The sequence below is a fragment of the Agrobacterium vitis genome (assembly GCF_013426735.1).
Taxonomy (GTDB): domain Bacteria; phylum Pseudomonadota; class Alphaproteobacteria; order Rhizobiales; family Rhizobiaceae; genus Allorhizobium; species Allorhizobium vitis_D.
The window spans coordinates 2281459-2299578 of the sequence record NZ_AP023272.1; the positions used below are offsets into that span (position 1 = coordinate 2281459).

Below are 18120 nucleotides of genomic sequence, written 5' to 3' on the forward strand. Positions count from 1 at the left end.
TTTCCGGAGAAGACAAACGGAAACGTGAGTGTCCGGAGTCTGGCGGGTTTTCTCTGAACCTGACGGACTCTCGAATCGGTTTTCGGCCATGCAGGGAAACCAGAAACCGTGTTGAATGTTGCCGACCCCCTCCAGGAGGCGAAACGCCTTTATGATAGTGGCCAGTATCAGGCGGCATTGGAGGTGGTCTCCGGCCTGGTTGCCAGCCATCCCGGCCCGGATGCGCCTGGCCTGCTTGGGGACATCCTGCTGAAACTGGGTTCTGTAGAGGGTGCGGTCGAAGCCTTTGAATTTGCGGCAAGCCGCATGCCAGAGCCGGAAGCATCTCGGCTGCGCGCCCATGCCGCATTTCTGGCGCTGGATACAGAGACGAACTACCCGCCTGAGCGCATGAATGACTTACTCTCCACCCTAGTCGCCAGCGAGCGGCCCGAACATTGGCAAAAGGCCGGTGAAATCCTTTCGGCAGACAGCCGCAATCCGCTGACGCTGACCGTCTTGCAGAAACTGCGTCGCCTGAGACCGCACGACGATAACGTGTTGATGCTGTTGCTGCGGGTGGCGCGGGAGCAATGCTATTATCCGGTTTTGGTGGAAGAAGAGCCGCTGCTGCGGGAAAAATTGGCACGCGGCGAAATTGCGTGCCTTACCCAGGAGCCACCTCATGCCAGCCTGATGTGGGAAGATGATGAGCGGCTGAACCGTCTGGCCTCGATGATCAACGGCTTCCCGCCCGTCACTCCGGCCATGCAGGCTTTGCGGCATAGCCAACCGCATATCTGGGGCGAAAAGATCCGCATCGGCTATCTGAGCTGCGATTATTGGGACGATCACGCCACTATGCGGCTGCTGCGCTCGGTGCTGACGGCCCATGATGCCTCGCGCTTTGATGTCACGCTGTTTTGCTACACGCCCGACCAATTCCTGGCCTATGACAATGGCGGGCGTCAGCAATGGGGCCGGATCGTTTCGATCACCGATATGAGCGATGATCAGGCGGCGGCCAGGATTCGGGCGCATAATATCGATATTCTTGTCGATCTAAAGGGCCATACGCGCGGCAGTCGCTCTGCCCTGATGAACAGGCCGCTGGCGCCGGTGCATGTCCAATGGCTGGGCTTTCCCGGCACCTGTATCGAGATCGATTGCGATTATGCGATTGGCGACCGGTTCGTGTTGCCCGACAGTTTAAAGCCTTATTACCATGAGAAATTCTGCCGCCTGCCGGAATGCTACCAGCCAAACGACCCCATCTACCGTCCGCTGGCCGATGCCGCCAGCCGCATGGCGCTTGGCTTGCCGGCTGACCGCGTGGTGATTGGCGCGTTCAACAGCCAGCGCAAGAACTCCCTGCTCACCATGCGGCTTTGGGCGGAAGTGCTCAAGGCCAACCCGAAGGCACTGCTCTGGCTGATGGTGGACGGTAATGGTGCGCGTCAGGCAACAGCCGCCCATTTCAAGACGCTGGGCGTCAAGCAATCGCAATTGTTGTTTGCGCCGAAAATGGCCTATGCGGCGCATCTGGCCCGGGCGCAGGCGGCTGATTTCGCTATCGATACTTTCCCCTGCAATGGTCACACGACGACATCTGATATGCTTTGGGCCGGGTTGCCTGTGCTGACCATGCAGGGCCGTAATTTTGCGTCGCGCGTGTCGGAAAGCCTGCTAAACGCCATCGGCCTGCCGCAACTGGTGGCGAAGGACGAACAGGATTTCGTGGCGCTGGCAACCGCGCTCATCAATGATCCGCAAGCGATGCGCGCCTTGAAACAGCATCTGATTGATCAACGCTTCAAGACGCCGTTGTTTGATGCGACGCGCTTTTGCCGCCATTTGGAGACGGCGTATGACATGATGGCGGAACGCGCAAAAGCGGGATTGTCGCCGGACCATTTCGATGTTCCCCAGACAAAAGAAAGCCACATGCCATGAAGGTTCTGGTGGATGAGATGGGTTCGCAAGCCTCGGATCTCGACCTGAGGATTCGTGCGGCCAAAACTCTGGAATCGGCAGGCAACATAATTGATGCCGCACAAGCCTTCGTTGATCTCGCAGAGAGTGCCGCATCGTTTGATCCCTCCACTCAGGCTGGGTTTCTCGGCCATGCGGCGCGTCTCTATCTGGCGGCGGTGCAACAGGAGCAGGCTGTCGCTCTTGCCTTGCACAGCCTCGCTCTCGACCCAGCAACCGTGGACGCCGCCTATGTGGTGCTGAAATCTGGAACTGTTCCTCTGTCCAGCGCGGCAAAAGACGCCCTGATCGCCACGCTGGGGACAAGCAATGATATCGATGATCTGGTGCTTGCCGCCCTGTCGATCGGCAATGACATCCACCATCCACTCTGCCTGCCGATTTATACAAGGCTGCGGCAGTTGCGTCCGGACCTGCCGAAAGTGCGCATGGCGCTGGTGCAGATTGCCCGGATGCAATGCAATTACGACATCCTGACAGTCGAGGAGGCACTGCTTCACCGGGATATCGCGGCTGGCAAGGTGGATTTTCTCGCCATGGAATCGCCCCATGCCAATCTGATGTGGCTTGCCGATGAACGCCTGAACAGATTTGCCCGTTACTATACGATGACGCAGGCGATGACGGCGGCCTCACAGACAACACGGCGCAGTCTGCCGCATGTCTGGGGTGAAAAGCTGAGAATTGGCTATCTTTCCGGCGATTTCTGGGACAATCACGCCACAATGCGTTTGTTGCGCAGCGTATTGACCAGCCATGACACCAGCCGTTTCGAGATTTTTCTGTTTTGCCATACGCCTCGTAACCTGGTCGATATCGACACGGGCAGCCGTCAGCAATGGGGTGCGATCACCTCGATTGCCGACCAGACCGACGATGAGGCTGAAGCGACGATCCGGGCGATGAAGATCGACATCATGGTCGATCTGAAAGGTCATACGCGCGATAGCCGCTCCGGGCTGATGAACCGGCCTCTTGCACCGGTTCATGTCGCCTGGCTGGGCTTTCCCGGCAGTTGCTGCGATGTCGATTGCGATTACGTCATTGGCGACCATGTCGTGCTACCTGATAGTGCCAAGCCCCATTATCATGAGAAATTCTGCCGACTGCCGGAGAGCTATCAGCCGAACGATCCGGTTCACCGGCCCTTGCCGTCCGCCTCGTCCCGCATGGCGCTTGGCCTGCCAGCGGGCAGGGTGGTGATCGGCGCTTTCAACAGCCAGTCGAAAAACACGCCGGAAACCTTGCGGCTTTGGGCGCGTATTCTCAAGGCCAATCCAAAGGCTCTGCTCTGGATGATGATCGATGGCCATAGCGCGCGCCAATCCACCGCAGCCTTCTTCAAATCGCTTGGTGTCAAGCAGTCGCAACTGCTGTTTGCCCCGAAAATGCTGTATGAAAACCATATCGCCCGCGCCCAGGCTGCCGATTTTTCTATCGATAGTTTTCCATATAACGGCCACACGACCACCTCGGATATGCTGTGGGCGGGCCTGCCTGTTATAACGAAGCGGGGTACGAATTTCGCGTCTCGCGTCTCGGAAAGCCTGTTGAAAGCCATCGGTCTCGATGAGCTGGTGGCGCGAGACGAAGACGATTTCGTCGAGCTTGCCACGGCATTGATCAATGATCCCGCCAGGATTGCCCGCTTGAAGGCGCATATCGCCGAACAACGGTTCATAGCGCCCTTGTTCGATGCGACGCGGTTTTGCCACCATCTGGAGGCGGCTTATGACACCATGGCAGACTGCGCCAAGGCAGGCCTTGCACCGGATCATTTCGATGTCGTAGCCCTGCCCCGTGATGGTGCCAGTTTTCAGCGCGCCTCGTAGAGGAAACCGGAGAAATCGGCAGGTCTCGCCTGCCCCGTCAGGTCAAAGGCGAACAGGCCGGTAAAGGCGCCGGTGAAGGAGGCGTCAAAGCCGCGCCCGCCCTCATCGGAAATGACGCCCGCATCGAGGATCGGGCCAACCGATTGCCATGCCTCGCCGGAGCCATCCACGCTTGCGACCCATGGACGCCAGAGGAATTGCAGATCGTTATCCGTGACCTCCATCGCCAGATCAATGTCGCCATCCGGCAAAGACAATCCGGCGTCGATGGGAAAGACCAGCTTGCCGCCCGGATAGTCACCTGGGCAGGATAGGATCGTCAGCGCCCGGCCCAAAGTCTCGTGCCAAGTCACAGTCAGGGCGTAAAACTTGTAGCGGTTATAGTAGTGGGTCAGGCCCGCCGCTTGCTGATAGGTCTGCGGCGCAAAACTGATCCGGGTCTGCGCCCAAAAGCGATGGTGCTGCTGACGACGGGCGACAAGCGCTTGCTCGAACCAACTGCCAATGCTTTGCCGTCCAGAGAGTCGCAGAAATCCGGGTCTTGCCGAGAGGCTGAAAATCCGCTCCGGCTCTGGCGTCCGCAACCATTGAAAATCCATCGGCAGGCCGGATGGATCGAAACGGTACTCGGTAATCGCGGGCTTTTCCAAACGCTCTGCCGGTAAAGGCGGCTTCACGTAGACCGCAGGCACCTGATCGCCCTGCTCCAGATAGAGCCAATCGTCCTTCCATACGCATTTTTGCAAGGATGTCTCACGCCCCAGCGTGCAACGGCGATAGGGCGCCAGAGGGCGGCCGCACAAATGGGTGTGATAGGCCTGCCCGTCGGGCGTTTCCACATATTGTCCGTGACCGGCCTTTTGCAACTCTGCCTTGGAATCGTCTTTGGAGGTGATCAGATGCCGGTCAGGGTGTGTCTCATAAGGGCCTTCAATAGTGCGCGACCGTGCCATGGTGACCGCATGGTCATAGCCTGTACCACCTTCGGCAACCGTCAGGTAGTACCAGCCATTGCGCTTAAACAGATGCGGCCCCTCGACCAGTCCAAGTTCTGTTCCGGGATAGATATTGCGCACCGGACCTGTCAGCATTTTCGTCACCGGGTCCCATTCCTGCAACAGGATTCCGTCGAAGGCCGAATGCGGGCCAATGGTATTGAAGGCTTCCAGCCGATGGTTCCATTGCATGTTGACGAACCATTTACGGCCATCGTCATCGTGAAACAGCGAGGGGTCAAAGCCTGAAGAATTGACATAAACAGGATCGGACCATTCGCCCTCAATGCTTGGCGAGGTCACAATGTAATTGGGTGCATCCTTGAAGCTGCCGTCGAGGCGTTTCACGTCGGTATAGACCAGCCAGAACAGCCCATCGGCATAGGACAGACACGGCGCCCAGATGCCGCAGCTATCGGGATTGCCGCGCATGTCCAGCTGGCTTTGGCGCTCCAGCGGGCGGCGGATCAGTGTCCAGTTGACCAGATCGCGCGAATGATGGATCTGCACGCCCGGATACCATTCGAAGGTTGAGGTGGCGATATAATAATCTTCCCCCACCCGGCAGATGGACGGGTCCGGGTTGAAGCCCGGCAGGATTGGGTTGATGATCATGCTTCCTCCTCCACGAGAAACCCTCCTCGCCCTGAAAGGCGAAGAGACTGACTGCTGACAAAGCGCTCCAATCTCGACGTCATGCTCGGCCTTGTGCCGAGCATCTGCCACCGTTGAATGTATCAATCCACTTCAATGACATGGAGCCGGTGGTAGATCCTCGGGACAAGCCCGAAGATGACGAAATGCCGAGATCGACGCTTGCTTATAAACCGTATCTTCGCCTTAAAAGGCGAGGAAACTGATTGAAATGCCTTACCTAATCGCGCTCGGCGGATTTCGCCCAGAGATTGATATCGGCTTCCTTGGCATAGACGTTGATCTCGGCCAGTTCCGCCTCGGTAAAATCAGGCGCGTCCAGCGCCTTGACGCAATCCTCGATCTGCGACACGCGGCTGGCGCCGATCAGGGCAGACGTGACGCGACCACCGCGCAGCACCCAGGAAATCGCCATCCGCGCCAGCGTTTGGCCGCGCTTTTCGGCAATCGCGTTCAGCTTGCGGATGTTATCGATGATCTCAGGACGGATGAACTCGCGCTTCAGGAAGTGGTTCTGGGCTGCGCGGCTGTCCTCGGGAATGCCCTGAAGATATTTGGTGGTCAGCATGCCCTGCGCCAATGGCGAAAACACGATGGAGCCCATGCCGACATCCTCAAGCGTATCGAGCAGCTTGTCATCTTCCACCCAGCGATTGAGCATGGAATAGCTCGGCTGATGGATCAGCAGCGGCGTGCCAAGGCCCTTCATGATCTCGACCGCTTCGCGGGTTCGCTGCGAATTATAGGAGGAAATCCCGACATAGAGCGCCCGGCCCGAACGGACGATATGATCAAGCGCGCCACAGGTTTCCTCCAGTGGCGTATCGGGATCGAAACGGTGCGAATAGAAAATATCCACATAGTCCAGCCCCATGCGCTTCAGGCTCTGGTCGCAGGATGAGATCAGATATTTGCGGCTGCCCCATTCGCCGTAAGGTCCGGGCCACATAGTGTATCCGGCCTTTGACGAGACGATCAGCTCGTCCCGAAGCCCATGAAAATCCGTCTTGAGGATTTCGCCGAAGGCCAGTTCGGCAGCACCCGGCAGAGGACCGTAATTGTTGGCAAGGTCAAAATGGGTAATGCCTAGATCAAAGGCGCGGCGGCACATGTCCCGCTTCAACTGATGCGGCGTGTCATCGCCAAAATTATGCCAGAGACCAAGCGAGATCGCTGGCAATTTCAGCCCACTCTTGCCGCAACGATTATAGGTCATCCGCTCATAGCGGTTTTCAGCCGGTTGCCAGGTCATGATATGCTCCTTGAAATGGGCGACGGCATTACGCCGCCGCCTTTGTCTATTCAGCCTTACCGAAGCAAGGCCCTTGCCTCTTCTACGCCAAGAGCCGCCGGTTGGGTACAGGTGGTGGAGAGCGAGACAAATTCGCCTGTCTCTCCGGATTTCAGAATGGCTGTCATCACATCCACCCCATGCAAAACCCGGTCCAGCGAGCAACGCGCATCGCGTCCCTCAATGATCGCCAGGGCCATGTCGGCAAGACCGGCTGTGCGATAATTGGCGCGCGGCCCCTGGGCGCTTTCCTGGTTGTTGATGCCGAACGGATGGTCCCATTCCTCCAGCGGCTTGACCTCCTTGTTGCGGCCCGTGGCTTCCACCGCGCCACCGAAGAAATTCGGATCGGGGACGAACAACGACCCTTCCGTACCATAAAGCTCCATATTGGCATGGCGATGACACCAGACATCCCAACTGGCCGATAGCGTGATGGTCGCGCCATTGACGAATTCCAGCAGGGCGTGAATGTTGGTCGGTGTCTTGACCGGGATCACCTCGCCGTTGCGCGGTTCACTGGTAATGGTGCGGGTATCACTGGCCATCGAGGTCAAGGCCCCGACCCGTTTGACCGGGCCGATCAGGTTGATCAGGTTGGCAATGTAATAAGGCCCGAGATCGAGGATCGGACCGCCGCCCGGCAGGAAGAAGAAATCCGGGTTCGGGTGCCACATTTCCATGCCGGGGCTCATCACATGGCAGGTGCCTGATGTGACGCGGCCAATGCCACCTTCATCGATATGCTTGCGCGCCAGTTGATGCGCACCACCCAGGAAGGTATCAGGGGCGCAGCCGACTGAGAGACCCTTGTCTTTTGCGATCCGCCGCAGGCTCTCACCCTCTTCCAGGCTCAGCACCAGCGGCTTTTCCGAATAGACATGCTTGCCTGCTTCGAGGATCTGTTTGGAAACGGCATAATGGACCGCCGGAATGGTGAGGTTGACCACCACATCCACAGCCGAATTGGCCAGCAGCTCTTCCACCGTCTGGGCTTTGACGCCGAATTCCTCGGCGCGCAGCTCCGCTGCATTCATGTTGATATCGGCACAGGCCACCACCGTGATGCCTTTGAACAGCGGTGCAAGGGTGAAATAGGCCGAGGAAATATTGCCGCATCCGATAATGCCGACATTAAGTTCACGTGTCATCTTATCTTATCCTGACAAGTAACTGATTTAAAATGAATTAAAGGAGGAAATAGATCGAGTGATCAATCTGTCGATATCGTTCGGATTGTCATGCTCGACCACGTAATATTGCACGTTATAGCGCTCCAGAGCGGCCACCAGACCCTTCCAGTCTACCGTGCCGTGGCCAACATCGGCCCAGCCGTCTTCATCCTTGTTTTCACCTGCGGGCGCGATGTCCTTGACATGCACGGCGGTGATCCGCTTGCCATAGCTCTCGATCCAGGCGACGGGATCGGCATGGCCACGCACCACCCAGGCGAGATCGGCTTCCCAGGTCAGGCTTGGACCACCGGCAAAAATCTGCTCCTGCGGTGTTGAACCGTCAGGAAGTACCGCAAATTCGAAATCATGATTGTGCCAGCCAAACAGTAACCCGGCATCAACGAAAGGCTTGCCTGCCTTTTCCAGCCTTTGACCAAAAGCAAACCAGCCCGCTGCATCCGTTGGACGCAGGTCCGCAACGAGATGAGGGCAATAGACCGCCTTGACGCCCAAGGTCTTGGCAATAGAGAGCGCCTTGGCCGGATCGCTTTCCAACAGGTCCAGGCCGAAATGGCCGGTCGGCATGGTCAGGTCATTGGCGTCGAGATCGTCGCGCAGCGCTTTCAGTACCGCGTCATCGGCGCTGGCATACATCGCGCCATAGCCTTCGACATGCGTATAGCCTGCTGCCTTCAACTTCGGAAGGATAGCGGAAAATGGCTGGAAATTGCGGGCGCTGTAAAGCTGAAAACCGAGATCGGTCATGGTCATTTCCTCCTGAATGAATACACCGCGCCTCCCATGACGCGGATTGTCGGTTTGTGTCGGATTAGTCGGCGGTTTGGCAGGAATAGAGATCGTAAAGGGTGAAATCGGGCACTTCGCCCGGCGGCATTGGCGTGGCTGGCGTGAAGGTCACACGGCGGCTTTCACCGGCGGTCAGGTCGAAGGCGTTGTCACTGTAGCTCCCGTCTAGGCGGCTTTCGATCATCACGAACAGCGCAAGACCGGAGGCCGTGACCGTCAATTCGAAAGAACCATCGGCCTGCGGCATGGCCTTTAGCTCAAGACCCGATGGTTCCAGTTCCAGGCTTTTGTAAGCGCCGCCTGACACAAAATGGCCCTCGCCTTTCATGCCATTGGATGCCTTGAAATCCCATATTATCAGTCCATTACCTGGGACATCTGATAGTTCAATGGAAGTCAAAATCTCTGCCCGGTCGGGCGAACATGATTCTTTTGCCGTCGTCAGTGTCCGACGCTCACCAGACACTGACAGCGCAAACACGGACAGATCGATATCGACACTGTCAGCCGTGTCGTTGACCATCGAGAACTGCACGCGCTTGCCCGTTTCATCCGGGATGGCGGCAATGGCCACCGGCTGGAAGAAGCGCTTGACCATATAATGCATGGCCTTCCACCGCCCGCCATAATCCAGGCTCGCCCAGGAGGCGACAGGCCAGGTATCGTTGAGCTGCCAATAGAGCGTTCCCATGCAATGCGGTTTCAGCGAGCGCCAATAGTCCACTGCGGTCTTGATCGCCAAGCCCTGCTGGATCTGGCTCAGATAGACGAAATTGGCGAAATCCTTCGGGAAGCGGAAATAGCGGAACATGGTCCCTGCAATCCGCTCATTACCACCTGCATTCTTCTGGTGCAGCTCAATGACCGGCGAGGCGATATTCATGTCCTTTGCCTCGGCAAAGCTTTCGATGACGGGCAGCGACGTATAGGACTGGAATCCGAATTCCGAGCAGAAGCGCGGCTTGACGCTGCGGTAATTGTCAAAGCTCTTGTTCTCGTGCCAGACCGACCAGTAATGCATATCGCCGGAACCATCGGCATGCCAGGCATCGCCATAGTCGAGATAGCCGGAGGCGGGGCTGGAGGGCCACCAGATGGCTTGCGGAAAGGTCTTTTTGACCCCCTGCTCGATCACCCGGTTCAGCCGGTCATAGGCAACCAGATAGCGGTCACGATTATCACGGCTTTCGTCAAACCAGGTCAGCGCCCCCATCAATTCGTTGTCGCCGCACCAGAGCGCAATGGACGGATGCGATTGCAGGCGGCGGACCTGATAATCGACTTCAGCTGCGACATTATCGAGGAAATCATCGGTACAGGGATAGAGATTGCAGGCAAACATGAAGTCCTGCCAGACCAGCAGGCCAAGCTGGTCGCAGAGATCATAGAACCAGTCGGCCTCGTAAAAACCGCCACCCCAGACGCGGATCATGTTCATATGGGCCGCGACCGCCGAGTCCAGCAGGCCCTTGGTTTTTTCCGGCGACGAACGCGAAAACAGCGCATCGGCGGGAATCCAGTTGGCGCCCCGGCAGAAGATCTCCCGACCATTGACCTTGAACGCGAAGCGGCTGCCCGCCTCATCCGCATCGGTCAGCAGTTCGATGACCCGCAGGCCGATCAGCTTTTCGACCGTGTCTCCCGGCACGTCTACGCTTAAGGTGTAAAGCGCCTGTTCGCCGCTGCCCGCTGGCCACCATAGCCGCGGCTGCTCAATCTCGAACACATGGGTAATGACCGTTTCCCCGGCATTGACGCCGCAATCCAACCGCAGCCGCTCGTCCTCCAGCTGAAAATGCACCGGCACCACCGATGGGGTCTTGGCAAAGATCGTTGCCTTGACCGTCAGCTCCACCCGGCCATCGGCATGGTGCAGCTGGCTGGTTTCGACATGCTCGATTCGCGCCGGGTCCAGTTTGCGGATGGCAATGGTGCCATAGACGCCAAGCGGCGCGATGGCGATATTCCAGTCCCAGCCGAAATGGCATTGCGGCTTGCGCAGCATGTTACCGTGCGGAATCGGCGAATTGCCGGGATGGTAAGGCACGTAGAAGGGCTGGCGCGCCTGCCGCTCGGCCCCTGCCTTGATGCTGGAATGAATGACGATGCGAATGGTATTTTCGCCCGGCTGCAAGGCGGCGCTGACATCCGGGCGATAGCGGCGGAAGCAATTGTCGGCGGACAGTACCGGGATGTCATTGATAAACACCATGGCGACGGTATCGAGATTGTCGATGTCCAGATACCAGTCCGCATCGGCCACATCGAGATGGAAGCTGCGCACCAGCACCCAATCGCTTTCGGCCACCCATTGCACCTGTTCCTCATTCCTGGCGAAATAAGGATCGGCAATCATGCCTGCCGCATGAAGCGCGCTATGCACGTCGCCGGGCAAGGTGATGGTGCAGGCGTGCTCACCGTTTACGGTGGAAAGCTGCCAGTGGCCGGCAAGGTCGTGGATATCGGTCATGGTCACCTCGATAACTGCGGAGCGGATGATACCGCTCCTCTGGATAGGGGTGTCATACCAAGGGTCATTGAAAATGGCGGTTGGTATTCCGTTTGAAAATATCTCAAGCCGTTCAGGCATTTGAGATATTTGCAATGCCTTCAAGACGAGGATGCGTGAGCATCTTCGAGGCTTGGTATCAAAGACGCATCTCGGTCTCGGCGTCGAAAATCGATGCGACGGACATGTCGAAGGCGAGTTTAACCTCGCTGCCGGGCCGGTAGCGCCTCGTCCCGGCAATGCGCACCGACAGCACCTGTCCCGCCAGCTTCAGCCAGAGGAGGTTATCGGCGCCCATTGGCTCCTCAATATCAACGAGGGCCGGATGCGCCTCCTCGCCCGGACCGATATCGCCGTCCACGGCGATATGTTCGGGACGAGCACCGAGCACGACCTTGCGTCCGGGCAGGAGCGTGGCATCGGCCTGATAGCCGGTCAGGCCGAAATCGACGCCGCCGGAATGAAACACCACAGCACCATTCTTTTCGCGCAATTCGCCCTTGAAGAAATTCATCGACGGCGAGCCGATAAAGCCAGCCACGAACAGGTTCTTTGGCCGGTTATAGATGGTCATCGGATCATCCAGCTGCTGGATGACACCGCTTTTCATGATGGCGATCCGGTCAGCCAGCGTCAGCGCCTCGATCTGGTCATGGGTGACGTAGATCATCGTGTTTTTCAGCGATTGATGCAGCCGTTTGATCTCGACGCGCAGTTCGGCGCGCAGCTTGGCATCGAGATTGGACAGCGGTTCGTCAAACAGGAAGACATCGACATCGCGCACCAGCGCCCGGCCAATGGCCACACGCTGGCGCTGGCCACCGGAAAGCTCGGCCGGCTTGCGCTTCAACAGTGGACCGATTTGCAGGATCTCAGCGGCGCGCGCCACCCGCTTGTCGATTTCGGGCTTGGGCATTTTCGCCACCTGCAAGCCGAAGGACAGGTTTTTCTCCACGGTCATCTGCGGATACAGCGCATAGGACTGAAACACCATGCCGATGCCGCGATCCTTGGGTTCTTCCCAGGTAACGTTCTTGTCCTTGATGAAGATCTGCCCTTCCGAGACATCGAGAAGCCCGGCAATGCAGTTGAGCAACGTGGATTTGCCACAGCCGGATGAGCCAAGCAGCACCAGAAACTCGCCATCGGCAATATCGAGATTGAGATCCTTCAGCACCGTGACGGCGCCGAAATTGAGCGAGAGATCACGTATGGAAACACTTGTATTCATCGGCATTATCCCTTCACGGCGCCCGCGGCGATACCGCGCACGAACAGGCGTCCGGAGACAAAATAGATAAACAGCGGCACAGCGCCGGTTAAAATCGTTGCGGCCATGTTGACGTTGTATTCCTTCACGCCCTGAACCGAATTGACGATATTGTTGAGCTGCACCGTCATCGGGTAATATTCCGGGCGGGTGAAGACGACGCCGAACAGGAAGTCGTTCCAAATACCGGTCACTTGCAGGATCATCGCCACGACGAAGATCGGCAGCGACATCGGCAGCATGATCCGCAGATAGATCTGCCAGAACCCTGCCCCATCAATCCGGGCCGCCTTGAACAATTCCTCCGGTAGCGAGGCGAAATAATTGCGAAACAGCAGCGTCAGGATCGGCATGCCGAAAATCGTATGGACGATGATCAGGCCGGTCAGGCTGCCATAAATGCCGATTTCCCGAAGTACGATGACGATAGGATAGATCATCACTTGGTAGGGAATGAACGCGCCGATCACCAGAATGGAGAAGAACAGTTCCGCCCCCTTGAAGCGCCAGTTGGCCAGCGCATAGCCGCTGACAGAGGCAATGGCGATCGACACCACGGTCGAAGGCACCATGATGCGCACGGAGTTCCAGAATCCCCGCGACAGGCCATCGCAATTCAGCCCGGTACAGGCCTGGCTCCAGGCTTTCACCCAGGGCTCGAGGGTAATTTCCATCGGCGGCGAGAAGATATTGCCCATCCGAATTTCCGGCATGCCCTTCAGCGAGGTGACAACCATCACGTAAAGCGGCAGCAGGTAATAAGCGGCGGCCACGAACAGGATGCCGTAGAGCATGATATTGCGGCGCGACAGCATGGGCTTCGGCTTGGCACCCATCGGCCCTTCGCCGAGCCGCGACGATACAGGACGCACGGCTGAAGCCGAGGTATTGAGAGCGGAATGGTCAGCCACGTTTGCGCCCTCCAAATTCCAGATAGGCCCAGGGAATAATGATGATAGCGACGGTGACCAGCATCATCGTTGAAGCGGCAAAGCCCTGCCCCAGATTCTGCGCCTGGAACATATAGTCATAAACATATTTGGCGGGAACTTCGGACGCGATGCCAGGGCCGCCGCTGGTTTGCGCCACCACGAGGTCATAGACTTTGACGATACCGCTGGTGATAATCACCAGTGTGGTGATGAACACCGGTCGCATCATCGGAATGATAATTAGCAGATAGGTTTTCCAGGTCGGGATGCCATCGACCCGCGAGGCCTTCCAGATGTCTTCATCTATACCGCGTAAGCCAGCCAGCATCAGACACATCACCAGACCAGTGCCTTGCCACAGACCCGCGATCAGAATGCCATAGATCACCAGTTGCGGATTATAGAGCGGATCGAAGGTGAAGCTGGTAAAGCCCATGCTGCGCACCACCGATTGCACGCCGAATTCCGGGTTCAACACCCATTGCCAGACAAGTCCGGTGACAATGAAGGACAGCGCAAAGGGATAGAGAAAAATTGTGCGAAACAGGTTTTCGAAGCGGATCTTCTGATCCATCAGTGCCGCCAGCAGAAAGCCGATCACCAGGCTGAAGATCAGTGAGAAAAATCCGTAGACGGCCAGATTCTGGATCGAAATCAGCCAGCGCGCCGAAGACCACAGCCGGTCATACTGATCGAGGCCCACGAAATTCAGCCGGGGCAGAAGCTTGGAATTGGTAAAGGAATAGACCACCGTCCAGATGCTGCCGCCGAGAAAAATAACGACAGCAACCAGAATCATGGGAATAGAGGCAATCTTGGCGTTCAGATTGCGAAACAATCGAACCGGTCTTTTAGTTTGGCCCGTGGCCATCATCGAAATACCCTCCTCTGGTCACGCCCGTCCTCTCGACAGCTGGAAAACGCGAGTTGGCGGGGCCTTGGAACCGGAAGCCATGGCGAAGGGTGACCCGCCATGGCTTTGAGCCAGAAAATCCATAAAAACAGAGTGATGGAGCGAAAGGCTTAGTCCGCGTCGCTGATGATATCGGCGAAGCGCTTCTGTGCGGCCTCAGGTGTCATCGATGGATTGGCAAAGAATTCGGAGAACAGGTCCTCCTTCTGCTTTTGCGTATCGGCGGACATCAGTTGGTCGGTGCTGGCCAGGACATTGCCCTTGGCAAGAATTTCCAGCCCCTTCTTCATGCAGTCATTGGCTGTTCCCAGATCGACATCGCCGCGGATCGGCAGCGAGCCTTTCTTCAGGTTGAAGGCCACTTGGGTTTTCGGATTGACAATGGTCGAGGCCAGGACTTCCTGCGCCTTGGACTTATCCTTGTCCTTCAGCAGCGGGAAATAGAAAGCGTCGCCGCCCGCTGTCAGATAGCCGTTAAGGCCAAGACCCGGCAGGCAGCTATAATCCTTGCCCGCCACCTGTCCGGCCAGCTGGAATTCGCCTTGTGCCCAGTCGCCCATGATCTGGCCGCCAGCTTTGCCGGTAATCACCATATTCGTGGCCTGGTTCCAATCCTGGACATTGGTACCCTTGGACATTTTACGGGCATCATCCGCCGCCTTGAAAATAGCCGCGAACTCAGGACCGCTGATCGTCGCCTCGTCCTTGTCCTGGTAGACCTTGAGATAAAGATCCTTACCACCAAGCGAAATCAGCAGCGTATCGAACAACCCGCTGGTCTGCCATGGCTGCCCACCGAGTGCCAATGGCTGAATGCCGGCCTTCTGCAAGGCAGGTGCTGCGGCAACAAACTCATTCCAGTTTTTCGGGGTCTCGACACCGGCCTTCTTGAAGGCGGCATTGGATAGCCAGAGCCATTGCCAGGAATGAATATTGACCGGCGCGCAATAGATCTTGCCGTCAATGGTGCAGCTATCCAGCAGGCTTGCGGGCTTGATGACCTCTTTCCACTTTTCCTTGGTGGCCACATCCGTCAAATCGCGCATCAAACCGGCCTCCACCAGCTCCTGCGCCTGACGGCCATGGTTGAACTGGGTCGCCCCCATTGGGTCGCCACCGGTGATGCGGCTGATCATGATCGGCCGGGCGGTGCCGCCCGATCCGGCGATAGCGCCGTCGATCCATTTGTTGCCGGTCGCGTCAAAAGCCTTTGCCAGCTCCTTGACCGCAGCCGCCTCTCCCCCCGAAGTCCACCAATGGGTCACTTCCAGATCGGTCGCGCTGGCCATGCCAAGCGGCAAGGCCACAGTGGCTGCCAATGCAGCCGCAATGCACCGAATTATCATTGAGTCTCCTCCCTCACTGAAACGTTGCCGGAAAAACCTAAGTCAATCTTCTTGAGGACGCAACCGAGAATTAGAAATTTTTTATTCAAACTTTTTTGCACCTGAAATTGCGCCACCCATAAATCGGAAAAACATCCTGAAAATCAGTATTTATCGCAGCGCAGTCTGCTATTTTAGACTGTTTTTCCACAATAAATAGATTTTCCTTCGCAAATGCGAAATGAGTTGATCTGACTCAACACCTGCAATGATTGTAATTCATCTAAAAAAATATCCCGAATTAACGCTCGACATTTTTACTGTATCGTTTCAGAATTTAGAATGCATCGACCTTTCGTCCGGTGACGGTTCCCGTCACAGGCCTCCTTGCCGAAACTGAGTATTGGAGTGTAGGAATAGACTTTACTGGCGGACATTTCATGAATGATGAGCGAAGACCAGGTCTGAAAACGGCCTTACATGCAGGGGCCGTACATGAAGGGAAGGGCGAACGCCCTACCCTCAAGACCATTGCCTTCCTGACCGGGCTCGGCATTACCACGGTATCGCGCGCGTTGAAGGATGCGCCGGATATCGGTGCCGATACCAAGGAGCGGGTGCGCATGGTGGCGCGGCAATTGGGCTATCAGCCCAACCGTGCGGGGGTGCGCCTTCGCACCGGCAAGACCAATGTCATCGCCCTGGTCCTCAGCATCGATGAAGAAATCATGGGCTTCAGCAGCCAGATGGTTTTTGGCATTTCCGAAGTCTTGTCAGGCACACCTTACCATATCGTCGTCACCCCGCATTCCCATAGCAAGGACCCGATGCAGCCGGTGCGCTATATTCTCGATACCGGTTCGGCGGATGGGGTGATCATTTCACGCACAGAACCCGACGATGCCCGTATCAAGCTGCTGACAGAGCGCGGCATGCCGTTTGCCGCCCATGGCCGCACGGCATCAGGCCTCATCCATCCGTTTCACGATTTCGACAATGAGGCCTTCGCCGGCCAGGCGGTAAAGCGCCTCGCCGAGCGTCATCGGCGCAGGATCGCCTTGTTGCCGCCGACCGACAAGCTGACCTACTACCGCCATACCCGTGATGGCTTTGTGGCCGGCATCCATGAGGCCGGTGCCGAAGAAGTGCCGGTGTCCGTCAATATCGATGGATCGCTCGAGGAGATCCGCAACGCGATAGAAGCACTGATGCGCTCACCAGAGGCCCCAGACGGAATCATCTGCTCTTCCAGCAGCGCCGCGATCGCCGTCAATGCCGGGATTGATGCCGCTAACAAGAGGCTGGGCCTGGATGTTGATCTCGTTTCCAAGCAATCGGTGCCTATCCTCAAATGGATACGTCCTGAAATCATCACCGCCAATGAGGATGCGTTGATGGCCGGACGCGAACTCGCCAAGGCGGTGATTGCCAGCATCGATGGCGTGGAGCCGCATCTGCTGCAAAGCATCAGCCAGCCTGTGTGGTCCTGATCATTCACCCGTCAAAGGGAGCCTTGGCCGTTGATCAGAACGGGATACAAACCCCGTCCCGGGCGATGACCAATGGTCCATGCCAGATGGTAGAAAGTGCACGGCGCCAATCCGCCTCGCCAAACGCCGTATCATCGGCAGGAATGAGATGATTGAGCACGAGCTTTTTCACCCCCGCGGCACTCGCCAGCCGTCCGGCATCTTCGGCAAGCGTGTGCGACGCGTAGAGATGCTCCCGCAGGCGAGCACCATTGCCGGTTCGGGCAACGATGTTCTCCACGCCGTCCGGCAACATAGCCTCATGAACGAGAATGTCGGCGAGGGCTGCAAACTGTGCCAGCGGCGGAAAATAGGCAGTATCGGACGACAGCACGACCGTCTTTTCGCCGTAGGAAAACCGCAGGGCAAAGCATTCCGTCACCGGTGGATGGTCAACGCGCAGTGCCGACACCGTCAAGCCGTTTTCGACAAAAATCGGCCCTTCGCCATATTCGATGATGGTAATCAACTTCGCCGGATCCGGCCTGCCCTCATCTTCGATTCGCGTGCGGATGTCATAGTCAAGCGCGGCGAGGAACCCCTGCCATAGCTGCTGCGTGCCCAAAGGCCCATAGACGAGTACCGGTGTTGCAAGCCCAGTCGTCCAGGCCGTATGGAGAAGCCCACCAAGCTCCAATACATGATCAGAATGGAGGTGGGTAATGAATATAAGATCCAGTTCTTTCAACGACATGCCCGTCTCCACCACCCCGCGTGTTACGCCAAGGCCGCAATCGACAACAATGCGGCGTCCGCCGAGTGTGAGCAGCATCGATGTGGGATTGGGGCCGCCGGGGCGGATCGCCGGGCCGCCCTTGCTGCCCAGAATGACAAGATGATCGTTCATCGAAACAACGCCCTCAAAAAAGCCCCGCTGCGGTGAAGCAGCGAGGCATTGCTTTTATTGCAAAACCGTT

The 18120-nt window shown here is 57.3% G+C and carries 13 protein-coding genes; 3 read left to right on the forward strand and 10 right to left on the reverse strand.

The features are described from left to right. Positions 1-108: 108 nt before the first annotated feature. Together H1Y61_RS10520 and H1Y61_RS10525 are read left to right on the forward strand one after the other, a co-directional pair. Positions 109-1932: an O-linked N-acetylglucosamine transferase, SPINDLY family protein gene (locus H1Y61_RS10520; protein WP_235680685.1), complete on the forward strand. Its 1824-nt coding sequence runs from the start codon at positions 109-111 to the stop codon at positions 1930-1932. Continuing rightward, complete coding sequence (locus tag H1Y61_RS10525) at positions 1929-3803, forward strand: O-linked N-acetylglucosamine transferase, SPINDLY family protein (protein ID WP_180572572.1); 1875 nt, start codon at positions 1929-1931, stop codon at positions 3801-3803. The genes H1Y61_RS10520 and H1Y61_RS10525 overlap by 4 nt, the downstream gene beginning before the upstream one ends. Here the strand turns inward: H1Y61_RS10525 and H1Y61_RS10530 are convergent. The 9 genes from H1Y61_RS10530 to H1Y61_RS10570 form a co-directional block, all read right to left on the reverse strand. Continuing rightward, entirely contained in the window at positions 3788-5413 is a 1626-nt protein-coding gene (locus H1Y61_RS10530; RefSeq protein WP_180572573.1) for a glycoside hydrolase family 43 protein, read from the reverse strand. The genes H1Y61_RS10525 and H1Y61_RS10530 overlap by 16 nt on opposite strands. Before the next feature lie 259 nt (positions 5414-5672). Continuing rightward, positions 5673-6704: an L-glyceraldehyde 3-phosphate reductase gene (mgrA, locus tag H1Y61_RS10535; RefSeq protein WP_180572574.1), complete on the reverse strand. Its 1032-nt coding sequence runs from the start codon at positions 6702-6704 to the stop codon at positions 5673-5675. A gap of 56 nt (positions 6705-6760) precedes the next feature. After that, entirely contained in the window at positions 6761-7894 is a 1134-nt protein-coding gene (locus H1Y61_RS10540) for a Gfo/Idh/MocA family protein (RefSeq protein ID WP_180572575.1), read from the reverse strand. A gap of 27 nt (positions 7895-7921) precedes the next feature. Continuing rightward, positions 7922-8683 (reverse strand): sugar phosphate isomerase/epimerase family protein, encoded by a 762-nt coding sequence (locus H1Y61_RS10545; RefSeq protein ID WP_180572576.1) that lies wholly within the window; start codon positions 8681-8683, stop codon positions 7922-7924. 64 nt (positions 8684-8747) lie between these two features. After that, the gene (locus H1Y61_RS10550) at positions 8748-11195 is read right to left on the reverse strand and encodes a beta-mannosidase (protein ID WP_180572577.1); all 2448 of its coding nucleotides are present in this window, start codon (positions 11193-11195) and stop codon (positions 8748-8750) included. Between the two features lie 178 nt (positions 11196-11373). Further along, positions 11374-12471 (reverse strand): ABC transporter ATP-binding protein, encoded by a 1098-nt coding sequence (locus H1Y61_RS10555; RefSeq protein WP_322790767.1) that lies wholly within the window; start codon positions 12469-12471, stop codon positions 11374-11376. Continuing rightward, a complete protein-coding gene (locus H1Y61_RS10560) occupies positions 12471-13415 on the reverse strand; it encodes a carbohydrate ABC transporter permease (RefSeq protein WP_180572579.1) in 945 nt (314 codons plus the stop codon). The genes H1Y61_RS10555 and H1Y61_RS10560 overlap by 1 nt, the downstream gene beginning before the upstream one ends. After that, the gene (locus H1Y61_RS10565) at positions 13408-14310 is read right to left on the reverse strand and encodes a carbohydrate ABC transporter permease (RefSeq protein WP_156536371.1); all 903 of its coding nucleotides are present in this window, start codon (positions 14308-14310) and stop codon (positions 13408-13410) included. Before H1Y61_RS10565 ends, H1Y61_RS10560 begins: the two co-directional genes overlap by 8 nt. 149 nt (positions 14311-14459) lie before the next feature. Further along, positions 14460-15695 (reverse strand): ABC transporter substrate-binding protein, encoded by a 1236-nt coding sequence (locus H1Y61_RS10570; RefSeq protein WP_180572580.1) that lies wholly within the window; start codon positions 15693-15695, stop codon positions 14460-14462. A gap of 419 nt (positions 15696-16114) precedes the next feature. Between H1Y61_RS10570 and H1Y61_RS10575 the strand changes: the two genes are divergently transcribed. Further along, positions 16115-17164 (forward strand): LacI family transcriptional regulator, encoded by a 1050-nt coding sequence (locus tag H1Y61_RS10575; RefSeq protein ID WP_235680686.1) that lies wholly within the window; start codon positions 16115-16117, stop codon positions 17162-17164. Positions 17165-17198: 34 nt separating this feature from the next. Here H1Y61_RS10575 and H1Y61_RS10580 read toward each other — a convergent pair whose 3' ends face one another. Further along, positions 17199-18050 carry an MBL fold metallo-hydrolase gene (locus H1Y61_RS10580; protein ID WP_180572581.1) on the reverse strand — a complete coding sequence of 284 codons (852 nt, stop codon included), beginning with the start codon at positions 18048-18050 and terminating at the stop codon, positions 17199-17201. Positions 18051-18120: the final 70 nt, after the last annotated feature.

Excerpts from the sequence above, each read along its gene's own strand:
- H1Y61_RS10525 (WP_180572572.1), top strand. The coding sequence starts at position 1,929 with ATGAAGGTTCTGGTGGATGAGATGGGTTCGCAAGCCTCGGATCTCGAC.
- H1Y61_RS10530 (WP_180572573.1), bottom strand. The coding sequence starts at position 5,413 with ATGATCATCAACCCAATCCTGCCGGGCTTCAACCCGGACCCGTCCATC.
- mgrA (WP_180572574.1), bottom strand. The coding sequence starts at position 6,704 with ATGACCTGGCAACCGGCTGAAAACCGCTATGAGCGGATGACCTATAAT.
- H1Y61_RS10540 (WP_180572575.1), bottom strand. The coding sequence starts at position 7,894 with ATGACACGTGAACTTAATGTCGGCATTATCGGATGCGGCAATATTTCC.
- H1Y61_RS10545 (WP_180572576.1), bottom strand. The coding sequence starts at position 8,683 with ATGACCGATCTCGGTTTTCAGCTTTACAGCGCCCGCAATTTCCAGCCA.
- H1Y61_RS10550 (WP_180572577.1), bottom strand. The coding sequence starts at position 11,195 with ATGACCGATATCCACGACCTTGCCGGCCACTGGCAGCTTTCCACCGTA.
- H1Y61_RS10555 (WP_322790767.1), bottom strand. The coding sequence starts at position 12,471 with ATGCCGATGAATACAAGTGTTTCCATACGTGATCTCTCGCTCAATTTC.
- H1Y61_RS10565 (WP_156536371.1), bottom strand. The coding sequence starts at position 14,310 with ATGATGGCCACGGGCCAAACTAAAAGACCGGTTCGATTGTTTCGCAAT.
- H1Y61_RS10570 (WP_180572580.1), bottom strand. The coding sequence starts at position 15,695 with ATGATAATTCGGTGCATTGCGGCTGCATTGGCAGCCACTGTGGCCTTG.
- H1Y61_RS10575 (WP_235680686.1), top strand. The coding sequence starts at position 16,115 with ATGAATGATGAGCGAAGACCAGGTCTGAAAACGGCCTTACATGCAGGG.
- H1Y61_RS10580 (WP_180572581.1), bottom strand. The coding sequence starts at position 18,050 with ATGAACGATCATCTTGTCATTCTGGGCAGCAAGGGCGGCCCGGCGATC.